This window comes from Frigoribacterium sp. CFBP9029 (genome assembly GCF_034045305.1).
In the GTDB taxonomy this organism is placed as follows: Bacteria; Actinomycetota; Actinomycetes; order Actinomycetales; family Microbacteriaceae; genus Frigoribacterium.
In genome coordinates, this window is the sequence record NZ_JAXCWB010000001.1 from 527,460 (window position 1) to 546,405 (window position 18,946).

Annotated in this window: 16 protein-coding genes and 1 tRNA gene; 8 read left to right on the plus strand and 9 right to left on the minus strand. The window is 71.3% G+C overall.

The window, feature by feature from the left end; genetic code table 11:
* Positions 1 to 207 precede the first annotated feature (207 nt).
* Positions 208 to 741 carry a ribonuclease H family protein gene (locus SOM11_RS02460; RefSeq protein ID WP_243214833.1) on the plus strand — a complete coding sequence of 178 codons (534 nt, stop codon included), beginning with the start codon at positions 208 to 210 and terminating at the stop codon, positions 739 to 741.
* A gap of 19 nt (positions 742 to 760) precedes the next feature.
* Here SOM11_RS02460 and SOM11_RS02465 read toward each other — a convergent pair whose 3' ends face one another.
* On the minus strand, positions 761 to 1,522 hold the full coding sequence (locus SOM11_RS02465; protein ID WP_192059454.1) for an SDR family NAD(P)-dependent oxidoreductase: 762 nt from the start codon (positions 1,520 to 1,522) through the stop codon (positions 761 to 763).
* Positions 1,523 to 1,599: 77 nt separating this feature from the next.
* Positions 1,600 to 4,170: a DEAD/DEAH box helicase gene (locus SOM11_RS02470; RefSeq protein WP_320477088.1), complete on the minus strand. Its 2,571-nt coding sequence runs from the start codon at positions 4,168 to 4,170 to the stop codon at positions 1,600 to 1,602.
* Between the two features lie 515 nt (positions 4,171 to 4,685).
* On the opposite strand from SOM11_RS02470, the gene SOM11_RS02475 reads away from it, so the two are divergent.
* Positions 4,686 to 5,627, plus strand: coding sequence for an NAD-dependent epimerase/dehydratase family protein (locus tag SOM11_RS02475; protein WP_192059451.1), 942 nt, complete (start codon positions 4,686 to 4,688; stop codon positions 5,625 to 5,627).
* A 27-nt stretch (positions 5,628 to 5,654) separates the two neighbouring features.
* On the opposite strand, the gene SOM11_RS02480 is transcribed toward SOM11_RS02475, so the two are convergent.
* From SOM11_RS02480 to galU, 5 genes are all read right to left on the minus strand, one after another.
* Positions 5,655 to 7,289, minus strand: a complete 1,635-nt coding sequence (locus SOM11_RS02480; protein ID WP_320477089.1) for a DUF7059 domain-containing protein — start codon at positions 7,287 to 7,289, stop codon at positions 5,655 to 5,657.
* 323 nt (positions 7,290 to 7,612) lie between these two features.
* Positions 7,613 to 7,685: transfer RNA gene (locus SOM11_RS02485), tRNA-Ala, on the minus strand.
* A 54-nt stretch (positions 7,686 to 7,739) separates the two neighbouring features.
* Positions 7,740 to 8,810, minus strand: a complete 1,071-nt coding sequence (locus tag SOM11_RS02490; protein WP_320477090.1) for a hypothetical protein — start codon at positions 8,808 to 8,810, stop codon at positions 7,740 to 7,742.
* A gap of 123 nt (positions 8,811 to 8,933) precedes the next feature.
* On the minus strand, positions 8,934 to 9,581 hold the full coding sequence (locus SOM11_RS02495) for a GNAT family N-acetyltransferase (protein WP_192059445.1): 648 nt from the start codon (positions 9,579 to 9,581) through the stop codon (positions 8,934 to 8,936).
* A 12-nt stretch (positions 9,582 to 9,593) separates the two neighbouring features.
* Positions 9,594 to 10,487, minus strand: coding sequence for a UTP--glucose-1-phosphate uridylyltransferase GalU (galU, locus tag SOM11_RS02500; RefSeq protein WP_320477091.1), 894 nt, complete (start codon positions 10,485 to 10,487; stop codon positions 9,594 to 9,596).
* A 66-nt stretch (positions 10,488 to 10,553) separates the two neighbouring features.
* On the opposite strand from galU, the gene SOM11_RS02505 reads away from it, so the two are divergent.
* The 3 genes from SOM11_RS02505 to mscL all read left to right on the plus strand — a co-directional run bounded on the left by SOM11_RS02505 (position 10,554) and on the right by mscL (position 12,136).
* Entirely contained in the window at positions 10,554 to 11,132 is a 579-nt protein-coding gene (locus SOM11_RS02505) for a 5-formyltetrahydrofolate cyclo-ligase (protein WP_192059441.1), read from the plus strand.
* A 30-nt stretch (positions 11,133 to 11,162) separates the two neighbouring features.
* Positions 11,163 to 11,558 carry an FmdB family zinc ribbon protein gene (locus SOM11_RS02510; RefSeq protein WP_320477092.1) on the plus strand — a complete coding sequence of 132 codons (396 nt, stop codon included), beginning with the start codon at positions 11,163 to 11,165 and terminating at the stop codon, positions 11,556 to 11,558.
* A gap of 80 nt (positions 11,559 to 11,638) precedes the next feature.
* Positions 11,639 to 12,136 (plus strand): large conductance mechanosensitive channel protein MscL, encoded by a 498-nt coding sequence (mscL, locus tag SOM11_RS02515; RefSeq protein WP_320477093.1) that lies wholly within the window; start codon positions 11,639 to 11,641, stop codon positions 12,134 to 12,136.
* 545 nt (positions 12,137 to 12,681) lie between these two features.
* On the opposite strand, the gene SOM11_RS02520 is transcribed toward mscL, so the two are convergent.
* Together SOM11_RS02520 and SOM11_RS02525 are read right to left on the minus strand one after the other, a co-directional pair.
* Complete coding sequence (locus SOM11_RS02520) at positions 12,682 to 12,897, minus strand: hypothetical protein (RefSeq protein WP_320477094.1); 216 nt, start codon at positions 12,895 to 12,897, stop codon at positions 12,682 to 12,684.
* Entirely contained in the window at positions 12,894 to 16,661 is a 3,768-nt protein-coding gene (locus SOM11_RS02525; RefSeq protein ID WP_192059436.1) for an AAA family ATPase, read from the minus strand. The genes SOM11_RS02520 and SOM11_RS02525 overlap by 4 nt, the downstream gene beginning before the upstream one ends.
* Positions 16,662 to 16,814: 153 nt before the next feature.
* On the opposite strand from SOM11_RS02525, the gene SOM11_RS02530 reads away from it, so the two are divergent.
* From SOM11_RS02530 to SOM11_RS02540, 3 genes are all read left to right on the plus strand, one after another.
* Complete coding sequence (locus tag SOM11_RS02530) at positions 16,815 to 17,306, plus strand: hypothetical protein (RefSeq protein ID WP_320477095.1); 492 nt, start codon at positions 16,815 to 16,817, stop codon at positions 17,304 to 17,306.
* 200 nt (positions 17,307 to 17,506) lie between these two features.
* Positions 17,507 to 17,713 (plus strand): YegP family protein, encoded by a 207-nt coding sequence (locus SOM11_RS02535; protein ID WP_192059433.1) that lies wholly within the window; start codon positions 17,507 to 17,509, stop codon positions 17,711 to 17,713.
* Positions 17,714 to 17,720: 7 nt separating this feature from the next.
* The gene (locus SOM11_RS02540; RefSeq protein ID WP_192059431.1) at positions 17,721 to 18,689 is read left to right on the plus strand and encodes an epimerase; all 969 of its coding nucleotides are present in this window, start codon (positions 17,721 to 17,723) and stop codon (positions 18,687 to 18,689) included.
* The last annotated feature ends 257 nt before the right edge of the window (positions 18,690 to 18,946 follow it).

An 18,946-nucleotide genomic window follows, 5' to 3' on the forward strand; every position in this document is an offset into this window, starting at 1 on the left:
GGGGCCCCGGTCAGGGGGGGGGGGTCGGGGCTCCCCCGCCCCCGATGACGAGAACCCGCCGCAGTGCCCCAGGAGGCGCGGGCCGGGCCCCCGAGGAGGCGCGGCGCAGGAGGCGCGGGCCGGGCCCCCGAGGAGGCGCGGCGCAGGAGGAGCGGGCCGGGTCCGTTAGCGTGGTCGAGCACGCCGTCGACGCAAGGAGCACCCCGCATGACCATCACCGCCGCAGCAGACGGTTCGGCCCTCGGCAACCCCGGGCCGGCCGGTTGGGCCTGGTACGTGGACGACGAGCGCTGGGCCGCGGGCGGCTGGCCGCGCGCGACGAACAACCAGGGCGAGCTGACCGCCGTGCTCGAGCTGCTGCGGGCGACCGCCGGCACCGACGACGATCTGCACATCCTCTGCGACAGCCAGTACACGATCAAGGCCTGCACCGAGTGGATGCCGGGCTGGAAGCGCAAGGGCTGGCGCAAGGCCGACGGCAAGCCGGTGCTGAACGTCGAGATCCTGAAGGAGCTGGACGAGGCCCTGGCCGGGCGGAAGGTCCGGTTCGAGTGGGTGCGGGGTCACATGGGCCACGAGATGAACGAGGCCGCGGACGTGCGCGCCCGCGGCGCGGCGACGGCGTTCCAGAACCGGACGGCCGTTCCGAGCGGCCCGGGCTGGCCAGGTGCGCCGGTGTCGACGACCGACCCGATCGCGGCGCCGGCGACCCCGCCCGCGCCTCCGGCGACCCTGTTCTGAGGCGGTCCCGCCCGGCGGGCTACATCGAGGGGTGCGTGCTCGACAGGCCGCCGTCGACGACGAACTGCCCGCCGGTCGAGAAGGCCGAGTCGTCTGACGCGAGGTGCAGGGCGAGCCCGGCGACCTCTTCGGGCCGCGCGAGGCGCCCGCGGGGGCTCATCGTCTTGAAGGCGTCGAGCAGGCCGGGCTGCGCCTCGACCTGCCGACGGAACATCGCGGTGTCCGTCGGGCCGGGGTGCAGCGAGTTGATGCGGATGTCCCAGCCCTCCTGAGCGGCGTGGGCCGCGCTCGAGCGGGTCAGGCCGACGAGAGCGTGCTTGCTCGCGGTGTAGGCGGCATCGTCGCCGAACCCGAGGAACGATGTCGCAGGGGCGAGGTTGATGATCGATCCGCCCTCGCCGTCGGGGTTCGACCGCATCTGCTCGATGGCGAATCGCGTGCCGAGCATGACACCGGTGACGTTGACGGCGAAGACCCGGTTCCAGCTCTCGAGCTGGGTCACGTCGATCGACTGACCGGACACGATGCCGGCGTTGTTGACGAGCACGTCGAGGCGGCCGTGCCGCTCGGCGACGTGGTCCATGACGCGCTTCCAGTCGCCGCCGTTCGCGACGTCGTGCCGGAGGAACTCCGCGCCGGCCTCGGCCGCCACGGCCGACCCGTCGACGATGTCGGTGGCGACGACGTGAGCACCCTCGTCGGCGAATCGACGCACGATGGCCTCACCGATTCCGGATGCGGCCCCCGTGACGATCGCGACTTTTCCGGACAGGCGAGACATGGGTCCTCCTCGTGGAGCGGAGCACGGTGGTGCTGCGGTCATCGGCGGCCCCCGGGTCGGGGAGCACGGTGACGACGTTACTCCTCGACGACCATGCCCCTGGTGCGTTCGGAGGCCGGCCCGACCGCGGTCACGGTGACCACGGCCTCGCCGCGTTCGTCGCTCGAGGCCAGGTCGACGACGGCGGAGATGCCGAAGTCGTGGTCGCCCTCCGGGTCGGCGAAGATCTGGCGCACCCGCCACACCGTCGGCAGCTGCTCGACGACCAGCATGTGCGGCCCCCGGGCGGCCGCATCGGTGCCCATCGAGTCGTACTCGTCGTAGTAGCGGTCGAGCGCCTCGCCCCACCGGTCGACGTCCCAGCCCGATGCGGCGTCGATCCGACCGAGCGCCTCGGCGTCGTCGCGCGCGGCGAGCTGGACGCGTCGGAACATCTCGTTGCGGACCGCGATGCGGAAGGCCCGTTCGTTCGCGCTGAACCGCCGGAGGACCGGGGGGACGATGTCGTCGTGGGCGTCGACCTCGCGGGGGTTCAGCATCTCCTCCCATTCGTCGAGGAGGCTCGAGTCGACCTGGCGCACCAGCTCGCCCAGCCACTCGATCAGGTCGGCGAGCTCGTCGGTCTTCGCTTCGTCGGGCACCGTCTGCCTCAGCGCCCGGAAGGCGTCGGACAGGTAGCGCAGCACCAGCCCCTCCGACCGGGCGAGGCCGTAGAAGTTGACGAAGTCGCCGAAGGTCATCGCGCGCTCGTAGAGATCGCGGACCACCGACTTCGGGCTGAGCTCGAAGTCGCCGATCCACGGCTGCGACGCCTTGTAGGTCTCGAACAGGGCGGTCAGCAGCTCGTCGAGCGGCTTGGGATGGGTGACCTGCTCGAGCAGCTCCATCCGCTGGTCGTACTCGATGCCCTCGGACTTCATGGCGGCGACGGCCTCGCCCCGCGCCTTGAACTGCTGCTGCGAGAGGATCGGCCTCGGGTCGTCGAGCGTCGACTCGACGACGGACACGACGTCGAGCGCGTAGCTGGGCGATTCACGGTCGAGCACGTCGAAGGTCGCGAGTGCGAACGGCGACAGGGGCTGGTTCAGCGCGAAGTTGGCCTGCAGATCGACGGTGAGTCGGATGACGGGGTCGCCACCGTCGATCGACGGCTCTTGCACGACGACCTCGGCCGTCCGCAGCGTGCGGTAGATCGAGATGGCCTGACGCGCCATCGCGTACTGCCGCGAGCGCGGTTCGTGGTTGTCGAAGACGAGCGACCGCACGTTCTCGAACACGTCGCCACCGCGGCCGATGACGTTCAGCAGCATGGCGTGGGTGATCTGCATGTGCGAGGTCAGGGCCTCGGGCTCGGCGGCGATCAGCTTCTGGAAGCTCGGCTCGCCCCACGACACGAAGCCGTCCGGTGCTTTCTTGCGGACGATCTTGCGCTTCTTCTTGGGGTCGTCGCCCGCCTTCTCGATGGCCTTGAGGTTGTCGATCTCGTGCTCGGGCGCCTGCAGCACCACCGAGCCCGACGTGTCGTAACCCGCACGACCGGCACGCCCGGCGATCTGGTGGAACTCCCTGGCCGACAGCTGCCGCATGCGCGTGCCGTCGAACTTCGTGAGGGCGGTCAGCAGCACGGTGCGGATGGGCACGTTGATGCCGACGCCGAGGGTGTCGGTGCCGCAGATGACCCGCAGCAGGCCGCGCTGGGCGAGCTGCTCGACGAGACGGCGGTACTTGGGCAGCATGCCGGCGTGGTGCACGCCGATGCCCGAGCGGACGAGGCGCCCGAGCGTCTTGCCGAAGCCCGTGCTGAACCGGAACCCGCCGATCAGCTCCGCGATCTCGTCGCGCTGCTCTCGGGTGGCGACCTTGATGCTCGAGAGGGCCTGCGCCCGCTCGAGGGCCGCCGCCTGCGAGAAGTGCACGACGTACACCGGCGCCTCGCCCGTGGCGAGCAGGTCTTCGACCGTCTCCTGCACGGGCGTCTGCGCGTACGTGTAGTGCAGGGGCACCGGCCGCTCGACCCCGGTGACCCGGGCGACGGGGCGACCGGTGCGCCTCGAGAGGTCGTCGGTGATGCGGGTGACGTCGCCCAACGTGGCCGACATGAGCAGGAACTGCACGCGAGGAAGCAGCAGCAGGGGCACCTGCCAGGCCCACCCCCGCGACTGGTCGCCGTAGAAGTGGAACTCGTCCATCACGACCTGGTCGACCTCGGAGTCGGCGCCGTGGCGCAGCACGAGGTTCGCCAGGATCTCGGCCGTGCAGCAGATGATGGGCGCGTCGGAGTTGACCGACGAGTCGCCGGTGACCATGCCGACGTTCTCGGGCCCGAACAAGTCGACGAGCGCGAAGAACTTCTCGCTGACCAGGGCCTTGATCGGTGCCGTGTAATAGCTGCGCTGCCCCTTGCTGAGCGCCACGAAGTGGGCCCCGGCGGCCACGAGCGACTTGCCGGTGCCGGTCGGTGTGCTGAGGATGACCGACGCCCCCGAGACGAGCTCGATCATGGCCTCGTCCTGTGCGGGGTAGAGCGGCAGCCCCCGACCCTCGGCCCACCCCGCGAAGTCGGCGTACGCGGCGTCCGCATCGTAGGAGGCGGTGCCCGGGTGGGCGGGGAGGAGGGCGGCCAGAGGAGCGGCGGGAGCGGACGACATGATGTGTCGATCTTGCCTCATCGGGCCCGGTCGCCGCCGAGCCCGAGGAGCCCCTCCACCGGTGGGACGCGGCAGCACCACCGGTGGAGGAGCGGGCACGGGCGCCGGGGCGCCCCTGTGCACTTCGCCCCATCTCACCCCTGATCCGCTCGTGAGATGAGGATCACTCAATACTGTCACGGGAGCGGGCCGGAGACAAGGCACGCCCCCGTCGACGAGTCGAGACTCGGACGGGGGCGTGCGGGCCGCACCCCGAACGAGGACCGGACGTGATCGGATCAGGAGATCACGATCGGCCGCGTCGGACGTGTGACGGGTGCGAGCGTCTCGGTAACCAGCCGAGGACGCACTACAAGATAACCGGTCATGACGGTCGCGCGGCAGCGAGACCGGGTGATTGTCAGCGGGTCATCCCTCCCCACCCGCCGGCACCCTGCACATCGACCACAGAGCGACCCCGGTGTCGGTGGCGGCTGATAGAACGGAATCCCAACCACAGGCAGGAAGACCCGACGATGACGTCCACTCCCCCCAGCAACTCCGCCGGCAGCAGCTCCGACCAGGGCGGGTCGCGCCCCGGCAGCCGACAGCGCGTCGCCGTCACCGGCGGCAGCGGCAAGCTCGGCCGCGCCGTCGTCCGCGATCTCGCGGAGAACGGCTACGAGGTCGTGCTGCTCGACCGCGTGCCGAGCCCCGAACCCGTCGACGGCGTCGTCTACGTGAAGGTCGATCTGACCGACTACGGCCAGGTCGCTCAGGCTCTGACCAGCGTCGACGACCGCTACGACCAGATCGACGCCGTCGTGCACCTCGGCGCCATCCCGGCACCCGGGCTCGTGCCGAACGCGGCGCTGTTCACCAACAACGTCACCTCGAGCTACAACGTCTTCGCCGCCGCCCGGGCCGCGAAGATCCGCAACGTCGTCTGGGCCTCGAGCGAGACGCTGCTCGGCATCCCCTTCGACATCGACCCGCCCTACCTCCCCGTCGACGAGGAGTACCCGGTGCGCCCCGAGTCGTCGTACTCGCTCGGAAAGGCCGTCGAAGAGGAGATGGCCCGGCACTTCACCCGCTGGGATCGCCAGCTCAAGCTGATCGGTCTGCGCTTCTCGAACGTGATGGACGACACCGACTACGAGGCGTTCCCGTTCGACGAGTCCCCCGAAGAGCGCACGTTCAACCTCTTCTCGTACATCGACGCCCGCGACGGCGCCCAGGCCGTCCGCAAGGCCCTGCAGTCCGATCTGGTCGGCTTCGAGGCCTTCATCATCGCGAACGCCGACACCGTGATGAACACTCCCACCGCCGTGCTCGCCGACCGGTTCTACCCCCAGGTCGAGCGCCGCGCGGCGATCGAGGGCACCGAGCCCCTGCTCAGCTCCGACAAGGCGCGCGATCTCCTCGGGTTCGTGCCCGAGTACTCGTGGCGCACCTGGGGCGACCGGGTCGGCAGGTAGCCGGCCGCCGATCATCCGACGGGCGACTCAGAGTCGCAGCATGCCCACGGTGACCAGCTCGCGGAGGCGCGGCGCCAGCTCCTGACGGAGCCGCGCCTCCTCGACATCGAGCAGCTGTGCCAGGGCACCGGCGATCGCCGCTGCTGACAGCTCCCCGTCCGAAGCCCCGACCAGCGCCGAGAGCGCTGTTCCCGACTCGATGCTCCGGGCGAAGCCGCCGCCCTGCTTGAGGGTGATGACGGTGGGGTCGTCGTTGCCGGGCCAGTAGTGGCGCTCTTCGGTGACGTCTCCGGCGACCCGCGGGTGCGTCGCCAGCAGGGCGTCGTCATCCAGACCCCGCAGGGTGTCGAGCGAGTCGAGCGTCGCCAGGAGGTGCGCCCCGAGTCCGACCTCGTTCGCCCCCATCGCCCCGAGGAGGCGCTCGATGCGGACCACGGGCGCAGTCGCCTCATCGACCGGTCGCCGCAGCGTCACGTAGCCGAACCCGACCTGCTCGATGCGCCGCGTCTCGAAGTCGCCGAGCCAGGCCTCGTAGAGCCGCTCGAAGTCATCGGTGCCGGGGCGGGTGCCGCCGTCTCGGATCCAGGTCTCGGCGTAGGCGGCTGGGTCCTGCAGCTCGCGTTCGACCACCCACACGTCGAGGGGCACGAGACCGCGCGCCGCCCAGTCGGAGACGGAGTACGCGCCCTTCTTCGCCGGTGAGCCGCCTGCGCCGGCGGACTCCCAGTTGCCGAGCAGCTGAGCGATGCCGCCCGGGGCCAGATGCCGCCCGACCTCGCCGACGACGGACGCCACGAGGTCGTCGCCCTCCATGCCGCCGTCCCGGTACTCGTACTCGGGCACCCCCTCGAGGCGCGGCGTGATGACGAAGGGCGGGTTCGAGACCACGTGGTCGAAGGTCTCGCCGGCGACGGGCTCGAAGAGGCTGCCCAGACGGAACTCGATGCCGTCGATCAGGTTCAGCGCGGCGTTGAACGCCGCGAAGTCGAGGGCACGGCGCGAGATGTCGGTGGCGACCACGTGCCGCGCGTGCCGAGCGACGTGCATCGCCTGGATGCCGCAGCCGGTGCCGAGGTCGAGCGCGCGATCGACGTCGCGCGGAACGATCAGCCCGGCCAGCGTGGCCGAGGCGCCGCCCACGCCGAGCACGTGGTCTTCGCGCAGGGCGCCGCCGAGGGCGAGCTCGCCGAGGTCGGAGGCGATCCACCACGCGGCCTCGCCGACCCCGTCGACGAACGAGTAGGGGCGGAGGTCGACCCGCGCCCGGACGGTCTGGGCGGTCGTCTGCGTGGTCGGTGCCGACGCGGTGGTCGGTGCCGACGCGGGGGTCGGTGCCGACGCGGTATCGAGCTCGATCAGCCCGAGGGACTCGGCCCCGTCGACGCCGAGGGTGGGCAGAGCGCGCTCGACGTCGGCCCGGGGCTGCGGATAACCGAGGATGAACAGCAGAGCGAGGGTCGCCGCCGTGCGGATGCCGTCGTTCGACTCGACGCTGCGGCGGAGTGCGCGCCGGGCCGCGACCCGCTCACCCCGGAACAGCGCGGCACCGGCCGTCGGCCCCCACGCGTCGGGGCCGCTGAGGCGATCGACGGTGAACCCGGACGACGACAGGTCGGAGCGGAGACGGGCGAGCAGAGCAGGATCGGTCGAGACGAGAGGCACGCCCCCATCTTTCCGCACCTGTCATGGTGCCGTCCGCGGCGGTCGCGGCCCGCGCCTCCTCGGCTCCACCCTGGCCTCGGTGCCGAACCCGACCGCGTCGGGCGACTTCACCGGGCCGAACCCGACCGCGTCGGGCGACTTCACCGGGCCGAACCCGACCGTTCCGCTCTCGATGCCGTCCATAACGTGGCGTCGTGCGGGGTTCAACCCCGGTGTGGTCGCGATTTGCACACCCGGCGGGGCGGGGCGGACGACGCCTGAACGTGCGAGAGGCCCCCGTCGCCGGGGGCCTCTGGGCGACTCGTGGAGCCGCCTGCATTCCGTGGAGCTAAGGGGATTCGAACCCCTGACCTTCTCATTGCGAACGAGACGCGCTACCAACTGCGCCATAGCCCCGGAAACTGCTCTGCAACGATAGCACCCCCGCAGCGGCGCTTCGACCCCGACCGCTCAGACGGCGCGGCGACGCGCGAGAGCCTCGTCGAGCCGGAAGCTGGGCTCGCCGAGGTCGCCGACGATGCCCATCCGGGCGAAGCGGCTGTCGACCGCAGGAGGCGCGGGCTCGGCAGCAGGGGCGGCCTGCGCCGCCGGGGCGGTCGCCTCCTCCGTCGCCGCCGGACGCTCGCGCTCCGGGCGCTTCGCGGGGGCGTTCAGGGCCGCCTCGGCTCGGGCCGCCTGACGGAGCGCGTCGAGCTGCGCCTCGCGGAGGGCCTGCACCGAACGGGCTGCCTCGGCCTGGAGATCGGGCTCGATGTCGGTGCGGGCCGAGGCGGCCGCGCGCGGCGACATGCCCGTGCCCGCGACGGCGCGCTGACGCCCGCGGCGGAGGTAGAGCGGCGTCGGGACGGGGACGGGGGTCCACTGTCGCGAGGCCGTCTGCCGACCCTCGCGCGCCTCCTCGGTGACCGTCGCCTCGTCGGCGGTGTCGGCGAAGTCGCGGAACGGCTGCGACACCCGCGGCTCGGCGACGATCTGACGACGCGACCGTGCCCGCGAGACGGCAGCGAGCTGGGAGAGCATCGTGACCGCGACGGCCCCGAAGACGAGACCCGCGACCCCGAGCAGCCACGCCGCCTGCAGATTCAGCACGGCGACCGCGATGGCCACGACGCTGAGCACGAGCGTGGCGGTCGAGACCAGTCTCGACCGACGCAGACGGCGTGCCGCGAGGGCGGGGTCGCGGTCGGCGGCGGACAGCTTCGGACCGGCGGCGGCCAGCTCGCGGGTGATCGCACGCTGCCTCGCGGCCTCGTGCGCCCGGCGCAGGGCCTCGCGCCGCGCCTCCTCGTCTCGGAGGATCCGCTGCGCGTCGGCGACGGACTTGGCGTTCGCCTCGACGCGGACCTCCTCGGGCAGCTCGGCGGTCTGCGCGAGGATGCGGAGGGTCTGCTGCAGGCGGATGGCGTTGCGTTCGGTGGCCAGGTACTCCTGACGTTTGTGCCAGGTGGGCACGAGATACGCGACCCAGAGCACGGCGACCAGCGCCAGCACGGCGCCGCCACCCCAGGACTCGATGTTCATGGTGATAAAGGTATGAGTGCCGAGGGGTCCACGACGCGCAGTCGGCAGGTGTGTCTGCCCGATCGGGCGACGGATCCGCTGTGAGAGGGAGAGCGGAGCCACCGTGCCGGCCGGATCGGCGGCTCAGATCGGGAGGGCGCGCTCCGCCTCGACGAGAGCCTCGGCCGGGATGCTGCCCTGGCCCGCGGGCACCTCGCCCGCCATCCAGCGCGCGAGGACTCCCCCGGGCACCTCCTCGGCGACCAGCGCGAAGCAGAAGTGGTCGCGCCACATGCCGTTGATGTGGATGTACCGCCGACGCAGGCCCTCGTAACGGAAGCCGAGCTTCTCGACGACACGCAGCGACGGGGCGTTCTCGGGCCGGATGCAGACCTCCATCCGGTGGAGTCCGAGCACACGGAAGCAGTAGTCGGTGGCGAGGGCCACGGCCGTCGGCGTCGCGTCGTGCCCCGCGGCGGCCCGGGTCACCCAGTAGCCGATGGTGGCCGAGCCGAGCGAGCCGTAGGTGATGCCGCTGACGTTGAGCTGACCGACGAAGCGACCGTCGAGCTCGATGGCGAACGGCAGACCCAGACCGGCGCGGGCGTTCGTCTGCAGCGAGCGGATGCTGCCGCGGACGTCGTGGCTCGTGAAGCCGGACGGGTTCGTGGCCTCCCATTGGCGGAGCCACGCCCGGTTCTCGGTCAGCGCCGCATCGAGGTCACGGGTGTCGCGGAGGCGGAGGGGCCGGATGCCGATCCGCCCCTCCGCCAACGTGGGGATGTTCGCCACGGTCGTGTCCGCCTACTCCAGCCCGGCGGCGAACTCTTTGATCCACGGGCGCAGCTCGGCGCCGAGATCGTCGCGATCGCTGGCGAGCTGCACGATGGCCTTGATGTAGTCGAGCTTGTCGCCGGTGTCGTAGCGACGACCACGGAAGACGACGCCGTACACGCCGCCCGTCCACTCCTCGGCGCTGGCCATCTTCATCAGCGCGTCGGTCAGCTGGATCTCGCCGCCCTTGCCCGGCTCCTGCTTCTCGAGCACGTCGAAGACCTCGGGCCGGATGACGTAGCGGCCGATGATCGCGAGGTTGGAGGGGGCCTCGCCCTGCGCGGGCTTCTCGACGAGGCCGGTGATCTTGACGACGTCGTCGACGTCGGTCGCCTCGACGGTGGCGATGCCGTAGAGGTGGGTCATCGAGGGGTCGACCTCGAGCAGCGCGACGACGGTCGCGTTCTTCTCGCCCTGCACCTCGATCATGCGGGTGAGCAGCGGGTCGCGGGCGTCGATGATGTCGTCTCCGAGCAGCACGGCGAACGGCTCGCGACCGACGTGCATCTTGGCGCGGAGGACCGCGTGGCCGAGACCGAGCGGGTCGCCCTGACGCACGTAGTGCATGTCGGCGAGGTCGGTCGACTGGTTGACCTTGGCGAGCTTGTCGTGGTCGCCCTTCTTCCGCAGCGTCTCTTCGAGCTCGCTCACGTGGTCGAAGTGGTTCTCGAGGGCGTTCTTGTTACGCCCGGTGATCATCAGCACGTCGGTGAGGCCCGCGGTGACGGCCTCCTCGACGACGTACTGGATCGCCGGCTTGTCGACGACCGGCAGCATCTCCTTCGGCATGGCTTTGGTCGCGGGGAGGAACCGAGTCCCGAGACCCGCTGCGGGAATGACTGCTTTGGTTATAGAGAAGCCCATGCGGGTCAGCGTACCGATCCGAGGCCATCTGCGGGCGTGTCGGTCGTTCCCCCTACGATTGGGCGCATGACGGACGAGGTCGGCAACGAGAAACGCGCCCTACGAGCCGAGCTGCGCCAGCGGCGACGCAACCGCAGCGAGCTCGACCGGGCCGAGGCGAGCGAGGGCATCACCCGGCGACTGATCGACCTCGCCACGCGACTCGAGGTCCGCTCGATCTCGGCCTACCTGTCGACGACCGACGAGCCCGACACCCGCCCCTTCGTCAACTGGGCCTACGCCAACGGCATCCGCGTGCTGTTCCCGATCTCGCGCGAAGACGGCCTGCTCGACTGGGCGGTGGGCGACGGCGAGAGCGAGAGGCGCGGCCTCTTCGACCTGCCCGAACCGGTCGGCGAGGTGCTCAGCCCCATGGCCATCAACGACGTCGACCTGATCGTCGTGCCCGCGGCGCTCATCGACCACGGCGGCATGCGGATGGGCTGGGGTCGGGGCTACTTCGACAAGACCCTCGGCTCGATGGAGAAACGCCCGCCGGTCTATGCTGTGGTGTTCGATCCCGAGTACGTCGACAGCGTGCCGCGCGAACGCCACGACCAGCCCGTCGACGGGGTCGTGACACCCTCCGGTGTCCACGAGTTCTGACCCGGCCCGCTCCCCCTCTCGAGGACCACAGTGCCCACGTATTCCTACCGCTGCACCGAGTGCGACAACGCCTTCGACATCGTCCAGTCGTTCACCGACGACACGCTGACGGTCTGCCCCGTCTGCGAGGGCCGGCTCCGCAAGGTGTTCAGCCCCGTCGGCGTCACCTTCAACGGCTCGGGCTTCTACCGCACCGACTCACGGGGGTCGAAGGGGTCGGGTTCGGGGTCGAGCGACAAGGGGTCGGGCTCGGGGTCGAGCTCGGGCTCCGGCTCGGGCTCTGGGTCGAGCGGCGGATCGTCCGACAAGAAGAGCTCAGGAGGCGCGGCGACGTCCTCGACGTCGTCCTCCGGCGGCAGCGGCTCGGGTTCGTCGGGCGGCGGCTCGGGTTCGTCGAGCAGCAGCGGCGGCAAGTCCTCGTCCTGATCGGTCGTCGGCACGGTCGGCGTGGTTGAGTGCTCCCTGAGAGCACGTACCCCGACCCACCGATCCGAAGGAGCACGCCCGTGAAGGGTTTCAAAGAGTTCATCCTGCGCGGCAACGTGATCGACCTGGCCGTCGCCGTGGTCATCGGCGCCGCGTTCACCGCCATCGTCACGTCGCTGGTGACCAACATCTTCAACCCGTTGATCGGTGCCGCGTTCAACGCGCAGTCGCTGGACGACAGCCTGATCCTCACGATCCCGACGGTCGGCGGCGAGGAGGCGCAGCTGCTGTTCGGTGCAGTCCTCGGCTCGGCGATCCAGTTCGTGATCATCGCGGCCGTCGTCTACTTCTGCCTCGTGCTGCCGGTGAACCACCTCCTGAAGCGCACCTTCGCCCGGCAGGCCGCCGAAGAGACGCCCGCCGACGTGCCGCCCACCGACGTCGAGCTGCTCAGCGAGATCCGCGATCTGCTGCGGGCTCAGAACGCCGCAGCCGTCGCCGGTTCGGGTTCGCACGCCGCGCCTCCTGCGGAGGGTGTCGACCGCTCGGGCACGAACGGCCCGCTCGGCAGCCGCTGAGCTGCAGCGCCTGTCGCCGACCACGGCCCGCCACGATCACGTGGCGGGCCGTCGTCGTTCTGCGCTGAACGGAGTGACCCGGAACGGCCTCTCCGCCACGCCCTAGGCCCGGTTTGAGGCACTTCGTTGGGCGGCGCGGCAGCGGAGCTCAGCCGCGCCGAACGACGTGACCCGAAGGGACCCCTCCGCCACGCCCAAGGCCCGGTTTGAGGCACTTCGATGGGCGGCGCGGAAGCGGAGCTCAGCCGCGCCAAACGACGTGACCCGAAGGGACCCCTCCGCCACGCCCAAGGCCCGGTTTGAGGCACTTCGATGGGCGGCGCGGCGGCGGCGCGCAGCGCAGCCGCGGAGCGGGGCCAGCCAGCCGAACTAAGTGACCCGAGAGAGCCCCTCGGCCGCGCTCAAGGCCCGGTTTGAGGCACTTCGTTGGCAGGCGCGGCAGCGTAGCTCAGCCGCGCCGAACGAAGTGACCCGAAGGGGCCCCTCCGCCACGCGAGAGGCCCGGTTTGCGGCACTTCGTTGGACGGTGAGGCAGCGCCGCAGGCTCAGCCCCAGTGGGGCGGCACGTCGGCGCGCAGCTGCGCGTCGTTCTCGGCCGACGCATGCCGAGGAGGCTCGGGTGCCGGAGTCGGATCGCTGCCGGGAACCGGGTCGGTCGAGACCCGACGCCCTCCGCGACGTCGCACCACGAGAGGGGTCGGGGTGACCGCCTCGACGACCGGAGGTGTGTCGTCGTCGGGCGCCGCGCCTCCTCGGGTCACCCTCGGTTGACGTGCTGACTGGCCGGCACGCTCGGGATCTCGGTCGTGCGCGAACCCTCGATGCCGAGCACCTCGGCCACGCGCGACGCCACCGCGTCGGGGTCGGTGAAGAGCTGGAACGCGTGCACCCGCACGTAGTGCCAGCCGAGGCGGCGCAGCGTCTCGGGGCGCGCCCGCAGCGACTCGCGGAGACTCGTGCGCGAGAGGGTCGTGTCGGTCTCGATGGTGACGCAGACCCCGTCGTGCGCCGCCACGAGCCCGAGCTTGCCCCGGTGACCCAGCGCGACGGGGATGCCCTTCGCCTCGAGCCTGCGGGCCAGATCGACCAGCATCGGGTCGCTGTCGTCGGGGACGTGCTCCGCCGTCGTGCGCACCTGCACCTCGGTCAGGATCTCCGAGAGCGCGACGGTTCCGTGGCCCATGCGCCCGCCGTCGATGTCGCGCGGCTGGAAGCACGTCACGATCACCATCGAGCGGCGTGCACGGGTCATCGCGACCGCGAGCAGACGCTCGCCGCCGGGCTGCCCGAGCGGACCGAAGTCGCTCAGCACGCGGCCGTGAGGGGTGCGTCCGTAGCCGATCGAGAAGATCACGTGGTCACGGCTCTGCGCGACGCTCTGCTCGAGGGTCGCGACCATGAACGGCTCGGCGCGGTCGCCGACGACGAACTCGGTCAGGTCTTTATGACCCGAGACCGCGGTGAGCACGGCCTGCTGCACCCGCACGGCGTGCTTGGCGCTGGCGGTGATCACCATCAGCGACTCGCGGGGGCGGGTGCGGGCGTGCTCGACGACGAGCGACACGACGCGGTCGACCTCGGCGTCGACGCTCTCGACGGCTCCGGACTCGGGGTCGGGCACGGCCGTGCCACCCGAGACGTAGTCGAGCGCGATGCTGCCGTGCCCGAGGAAGCTCCCCGCCCAGGGCAGCGACTCGATCCGCCCGCCGTAGAAGCGGCGGTTGACCAGCTCGGCGAGGTCTTCGCCACCGGCGCGGTAGCTGCGGGTCAGCGACAGCGTGGGCAGCAGCGCCGACAGGCGGGCGAGCGCGCTGTCGGAGTGGAGGGCCTCGAGGGTGGCGTCGTCGTGCGACGGCGGGCGCTTGCCCGGCGTGACGGCGATGTCGAACTCGGACGGCGTCTGCGTGACGGGGTCGCCGAACGCGACCGTCTGCTTGCCGCGACGGATGGCGCCGACGTTCTCGGCGATCGTGGTCGCCCCCGCGTCGACGAGGATCACGGTGTCGAACGGGACGGTGTCGGCGATGGTGTGCACCTCGTACGGCGACGCCAGCCAGACCGGTGCGATCGATCGCGACAGATGCGGGGCGGCGTCGTGCAGGAGGCGCGCGGTCACGTGCTCCTGACGCAGGAGGCGCTTGAGCGCGGCCGCCTCGTCGGGCCAGTCGACGAGACCGATCGTCCAGTTCTCGGCCAGCAGCCAGCCGAGGAGCTGCGCGCTGCCGGCGGCGTGCGCCTCGTCGACGAGCCGGAAGTCGGCCTCGAGCCGGTCGAGCATCGCCGTGTTGGCACCGAGCAGCGCCCGGTCCGCCTCGAGCAGCGACTCGAGCGCCGAACGCCACCAGGCGAGCTCGAGCTCGGCGGCGACCTGCTGCTCGGGCACGTGCCGGTTCGCGAGATCGGTGAGCAGCGGGGTCAGCTCGAGGTCGCGGAGCGTCGTCATCAGCTCGGTGCGCTCCTGAAGGTTCTGCAGCACGTCGCTCTCGGCGGCGAGGGCCTCGAGGCGCTGCTGCAGCTCGACGACGCCGATCTCGGTGAGCCGTTCGTCGCCGGTGAGCCCGAGCGGACGATCGAGACGGTCCAGGTCTTGAGAGACCTGCTGGTGCAGCACGTGGGTGTCGGCGATGCCGGTCGGCACCTCGGGCGGGATGCCCGCGGCGACGTAGCGCTGCCATTCGTAGCGCTGCTGCTGGATGCGCTGCAGGGCGCCGTGCAGGTCGGCGATGTGGACGCCCGGGCGGACGTACTCGCGCGCGAGCTTCTTCAGACGGCGGCGGTTCGCGCTCGACATGTCGGGCGCCTCGCGCTTCGGCGCGGTCGCCGCGACGAGCTCGGCGACGGACCGGTCGAACACCACGGGCAGGAACTTGTCGAGGGTGTCGCGGATGTCGGTCAGGAGGCGCAGGTAGACACCCAACTCGGCGATCGACTCGAACGGTCGCATGCGGGTGCTGCCGATGACGTCGCCGGCACGCTCGAGGAGGCGCGGCAGGTCTCGGTGGTTCAGGTTCTTAGCCAGCTGATGGGCGTCGCCCGCGCCGAACGACTCGGAGAACTGCGAGCCGTACCAGGGCGAGTCGCCCGGGCCGTAGCGGAACTCGCCGAGGTTGGCGGCGTTGACCATCGTCTCGGCGACCCGCGAGCGGCCGTCGACCATGGCCTCGATGCTGCGCCTGCTGAGTCGGGCGGTCGTGGCGGGCGGCGCGGGGAGGAGCGCGAGGCGCGAGAGCTCGGTGAGGCAGTCGAGCACGGAGACCTCGAGGCGGGGATCGCGCTTGCTGAGGGCGCCGCGGTAGTCGACGAGCACCTTGCGGAGGCGCACCAGCGCGTCGTCCACCTCGCCCATCTGCGGCCGGGCGGCCTTCTCGTTGCGACCGATGGCGCGCACGACGTCGCGGCGCAGGGTCTTGGGGGCGACGGCGACCCCGGGCAGGCCCACCTCGGTGAGGCGGTCGCCGATGCCGTTCAGGGTCGCGCGTCGGGCGCTGACGACCAGCACCCGCTTGTTCTGCGACACCAGCCGACCCAGGGCGTTGACGATGGTCTGCGTGCCGCCCGTGCCGGGCAGCGTCTTCACGACGACGGAGTTGCCGGCCGCGATCTGGGCGACGACGTTCTCCTGTTCGGGGTCGGCGTCGAGCAGCAGGGTGTCCGTCTCGGGGCTGCGCTCGTCCTGCGGGGTCGCCGACGCCGACCGGTGACCCTCGGCGACCTGGCGGAGGGCCATCGCGTTGCCGGTGAGCGCGTCGAGCACGGGGTGGCCGAGCTCGCGGGTGTCGAGCGCCATCTCGGTGCCGACCTCGGCGAAGGTCGAGACGATGAGTCGCGGCTGCACGGTGAACCACTCGAGGTGCGCCGTCAGACCGCGCAGCCGGTCGATGACGGGGTTCGGCGTGAACGAGCCCTCGCGGCTCGCGAGGGCGACGAACGACTCGGCGTCGAGCGCGATGTCGAACTGCTCGTGCAGGGCGTCGACCAGTGCCGGGTTCAGGAACGGCTTGCCGAGCAGCTTGACCTCGAAGTCGCGCCCGTGCCGGCGGATGGCGAGCGGGCGGAGCAGCACGGGTGCCCGGTAGTCGTGGCCGGCGTGCGACCAGGCGGCGACGCCGATGGCCAGATGCACGGCGTCGATGCCGCGGACCGTCGCGAGCTCGAGACCCTTCGCGGCGATCTCGCCGGCGGCGAGGCGTGCGGTGCGGAGAGCCAGATCGTCGCGGATCAGGCTCGACAGCAGAGTGGTCTTGCCGGTGATGAACTGCGCGAGACCGCCGGGGTGGGTCGTGCTCAGCTCGATGCGTGCACGCTGCTCGTCGCCGAAGTGCAGCAGGGTCGACCGGCCGCCGACCTCGCCCAGCTGCTGACGCCAGACCGCCCAGACGGGTTCGGCCGCGTTGCCGACCGTCAGACCCGGATCACCGAAGCTCACGGTGTGCGGTGAGCCTGCGCCACCGGGCGCGCTCGTCGGGACGCCCACGGAACTCGTTCCGTCGTCGTCGTTGTCATGCTGTCTGTCGGCGCGCCACACACCTCATACCTTAAGGCGTCGATGCCGGGATCTTCGGGAGGACCGGCGGTTACCGCCGACCTGCACCATCGTTTCTCTACGTTCTATGTGACATGACGGCGCCTGTCATGTCACTGCGCGTGGTTGGGTTATGGTCATCACAGTCGATTGTGAATGAGCCAGTCGACCCGGAGCGAACCACGGGAGACCACCTTGCCCTTCGAGAAGAAGTACAGCACGGCCATTCGCGAGCAGTCGCTCGCCCATGTCCTGGAACGGCGCCTGGCAGAGCCCGGCAACCGCGCGGTGATCCGCGAGACCGCCGCGCAGTTCGGCATCGGCGAGCAGTCGCTGCGCGGCTGGATCCGGGCGCACGAGCGAGCCAACGCCCCCGCGACGGCGGGTGCCGACGCGAGAGCGGCCGGAGACGACGCCGAGACGGGCGGAGTGCGAGCGGGCGGGGCGCCGGCCGGCGCAGCACCGGCCGACCAGACGCAGGCGGGCGGGGCGCAGGCGGGCGACGGGCCGGCCGGGTCGGGCTCGGGCGACGCCGCGTTCGACGACACCCCCGCCGGGCGCATCGCCGCACTCGAGGCCGAGGTCGCACGACTCCGCCGCGACCGGGAGGCACTGAAGACGGCGATGGCCGTCGTGCTCGTCGACTGATCGCCGGGCGGAGACCGACGACACGGCCACCGGGTCTCGACGGGGGGATCGAGAGCGGGCGGCCGTGTCGCGGCGCACCCAGTATGCGATCTGAAATGTCATACGTCAAGCCCGCCGATGTCATCTGGTCCCGTCCGGCGTCGTGGTCGTAGTGTGTCCTTCACCGACAGCGCGTCGCACGTTCCGATTTGGGGGCCACCATGGCTGGAAGATTCATCGTCACCCGTGACGCGGAGGGTCAGTTCCGGTTCGCTCTGACCACGGCGACCGGCGAGGTCGTCGCCACGTCCGACGCGTACCGCCAGAAGGGCTCCGCGATGAACGCCATCGACTCGATGCGCCTCCTCGCCGCCGACGCCATCGTCGACGACCGCACCGAGTCGGCCGAGCCGACCCGGGCCGACTAGGCGTCGCGTGACCCAGCACGTCGTCCTCGCCGGCGCCTCCGGGTTCATCGGAAAGCACCTGGCCGACGCCTTCCGCGCCGAGGGCGCCCGCGTCAGCCTCATCGGCCGCCGCGGGCCGGACGCCCGGTGGGGCGACACCGCCGCGATCACCGAACTGCTCGACGGCGCCGACCTGCTGGTCAACCTCGCCGGCAAGAGCGTCAACTGCCGCTACTCGCCGGCGAACCGCGCGGAGATCCTGCGCTCCCGGGTCGCGACCACCCGCGAACTGGGCGAAGCGATCGCCGCCTGCGCCGCGCCTCCTCGGCTCTGGCTCAACTCGTCGACCTCGACGATCTACCGCCACGCCGACGACCGCCCCATGTCCGAAGCCGAGGGCGAGATCGGCTCCGGCTTCTCGGTCGACGTCGCGACCGCGTGGGAGGACGCCCTGTTCGCCCCCGACCTGCCGAACACCCGCCGCGTGGCCCTGCGCATCTCGATCGTCCTCGGCGACGGCGGCGCCCTGACCCCTCTCGTCAACCTCGCCCGAGCGGGGCTCGGCGGCCCCCAGCTCGACGGGCGCTGGCCGGCGACCCGCTCACGGCTCTGGGCCGGCACGTACCACCGGCGCGCGACGCCCGGCGGCCGGCAGAAGTTCAGCTGGATCCACATCGACGACATGATCGGGTCGCTCCGCTGGCTGCGCGACCACGACGAGATCGAGGGCGTCGTCAACATCGCGTCGCCGAACCCGGTCGACAACCGCACCATGATGGACGTCGTCCGCCGCGCCGTCGGCATGCCGATCGGGCTGCCCGCCTTCCGCTGGATGCTCGAGATCGGCATGGCGGTGTTCCGCACCGAGAGCGAGCTCGTGCTCAAGAGCCGCTGGATCGAGCCGCGGCGTCTGGTCGACGGCGGGTACGTCTTCGAGCATCCGCACATCGAGGAGGCGGTCGGCACGATCGTCGCGGAGCGTCGCCGGCGCCGGTAGTCGCGCCTCGGACGCTGCCGTCGTCGTCGCAGGCGTCGTCGTCGCAGGCGTCGTCGTCGCAGGCGTCGTCGTCGCAGGCGTCGTCGTCGTCGTCCCATGAACCTCGTTCGCGAAGATGAACCGCGTTATATCGCGGTTCATCTTCGCGAACGAGGTTCTTCGGACCAGCGGCCGGGCGGCGGCCGACCGACGGCCGGGCCACGGCCGGCCAGGCGGCGGCCGGCCAGGCGGCGGCCGGCCAGGCGGCGGCCGGCCAG

Coding starts and splice junctions, on each gene's coding strand:
- SOM11_RS02460 (WP_243214833.1), top strand. CDS start 208: ATGACCATCACCGCCGCAGCAGACGGTTCGGCCCTCGGCAACCCCGGG.
- SOM11_RS02530 (WP_320477095.1), top strand. CDS start 16,815: ATGAGCCAGTCGACCCGGAGCGAACCACGGGAGACCACCTTGCCCTTC.
- SOM11_RS02465 (WP_192059454.1), bottom strand. CDS start 1,522: ATGTCTCGCCTGTCCGGAAAAGTCGCGATCGTCACGGGGGCCGCATCC.
- galU (WP_320477091.1), bottom strand. CDS start 10,487: ATGGGCTTCTCTATAACCAAAGCAGTCATTCCCGCAGCGGGTCTCGGG.
- SOM11_RS02475 (WP_192059451.1), top strand. CDS start 4,686: ATGACGTCCACTCCCCCCAGCAACTCCGCCGGCAGCAGCTCCGACCAG.
- SOM11_RS02470 (WP_320477088.1), bottom strand. CDS start 4,170: ATGTCGTCCGCTCCCGCCGCTCCTCTGGCCGCCCTCCTCCCCGCCCAC.
- SOM11_RS02490 (WP_320477090.1), bottom strand. CDS start 8,810: ATGAACATCGAGTCCTGGGGTGGCGGCGCCGTGCTGGCGCTGGTCGCC.
- SOM11_RS02505 (WP_192059441.1), top strand. CDS start 10,554: ATGACGGACGAGGTCGGCAACGAGAAACGCGCCCTACGAGCCGAGCTG.
- SOM11_RS02535 (WP_192059433.1), top strand. CDS start 17,507: ATGGCTGGAAGATTCATCGTCACCCGTGACGCGGAGGGTCAGTTCCGG.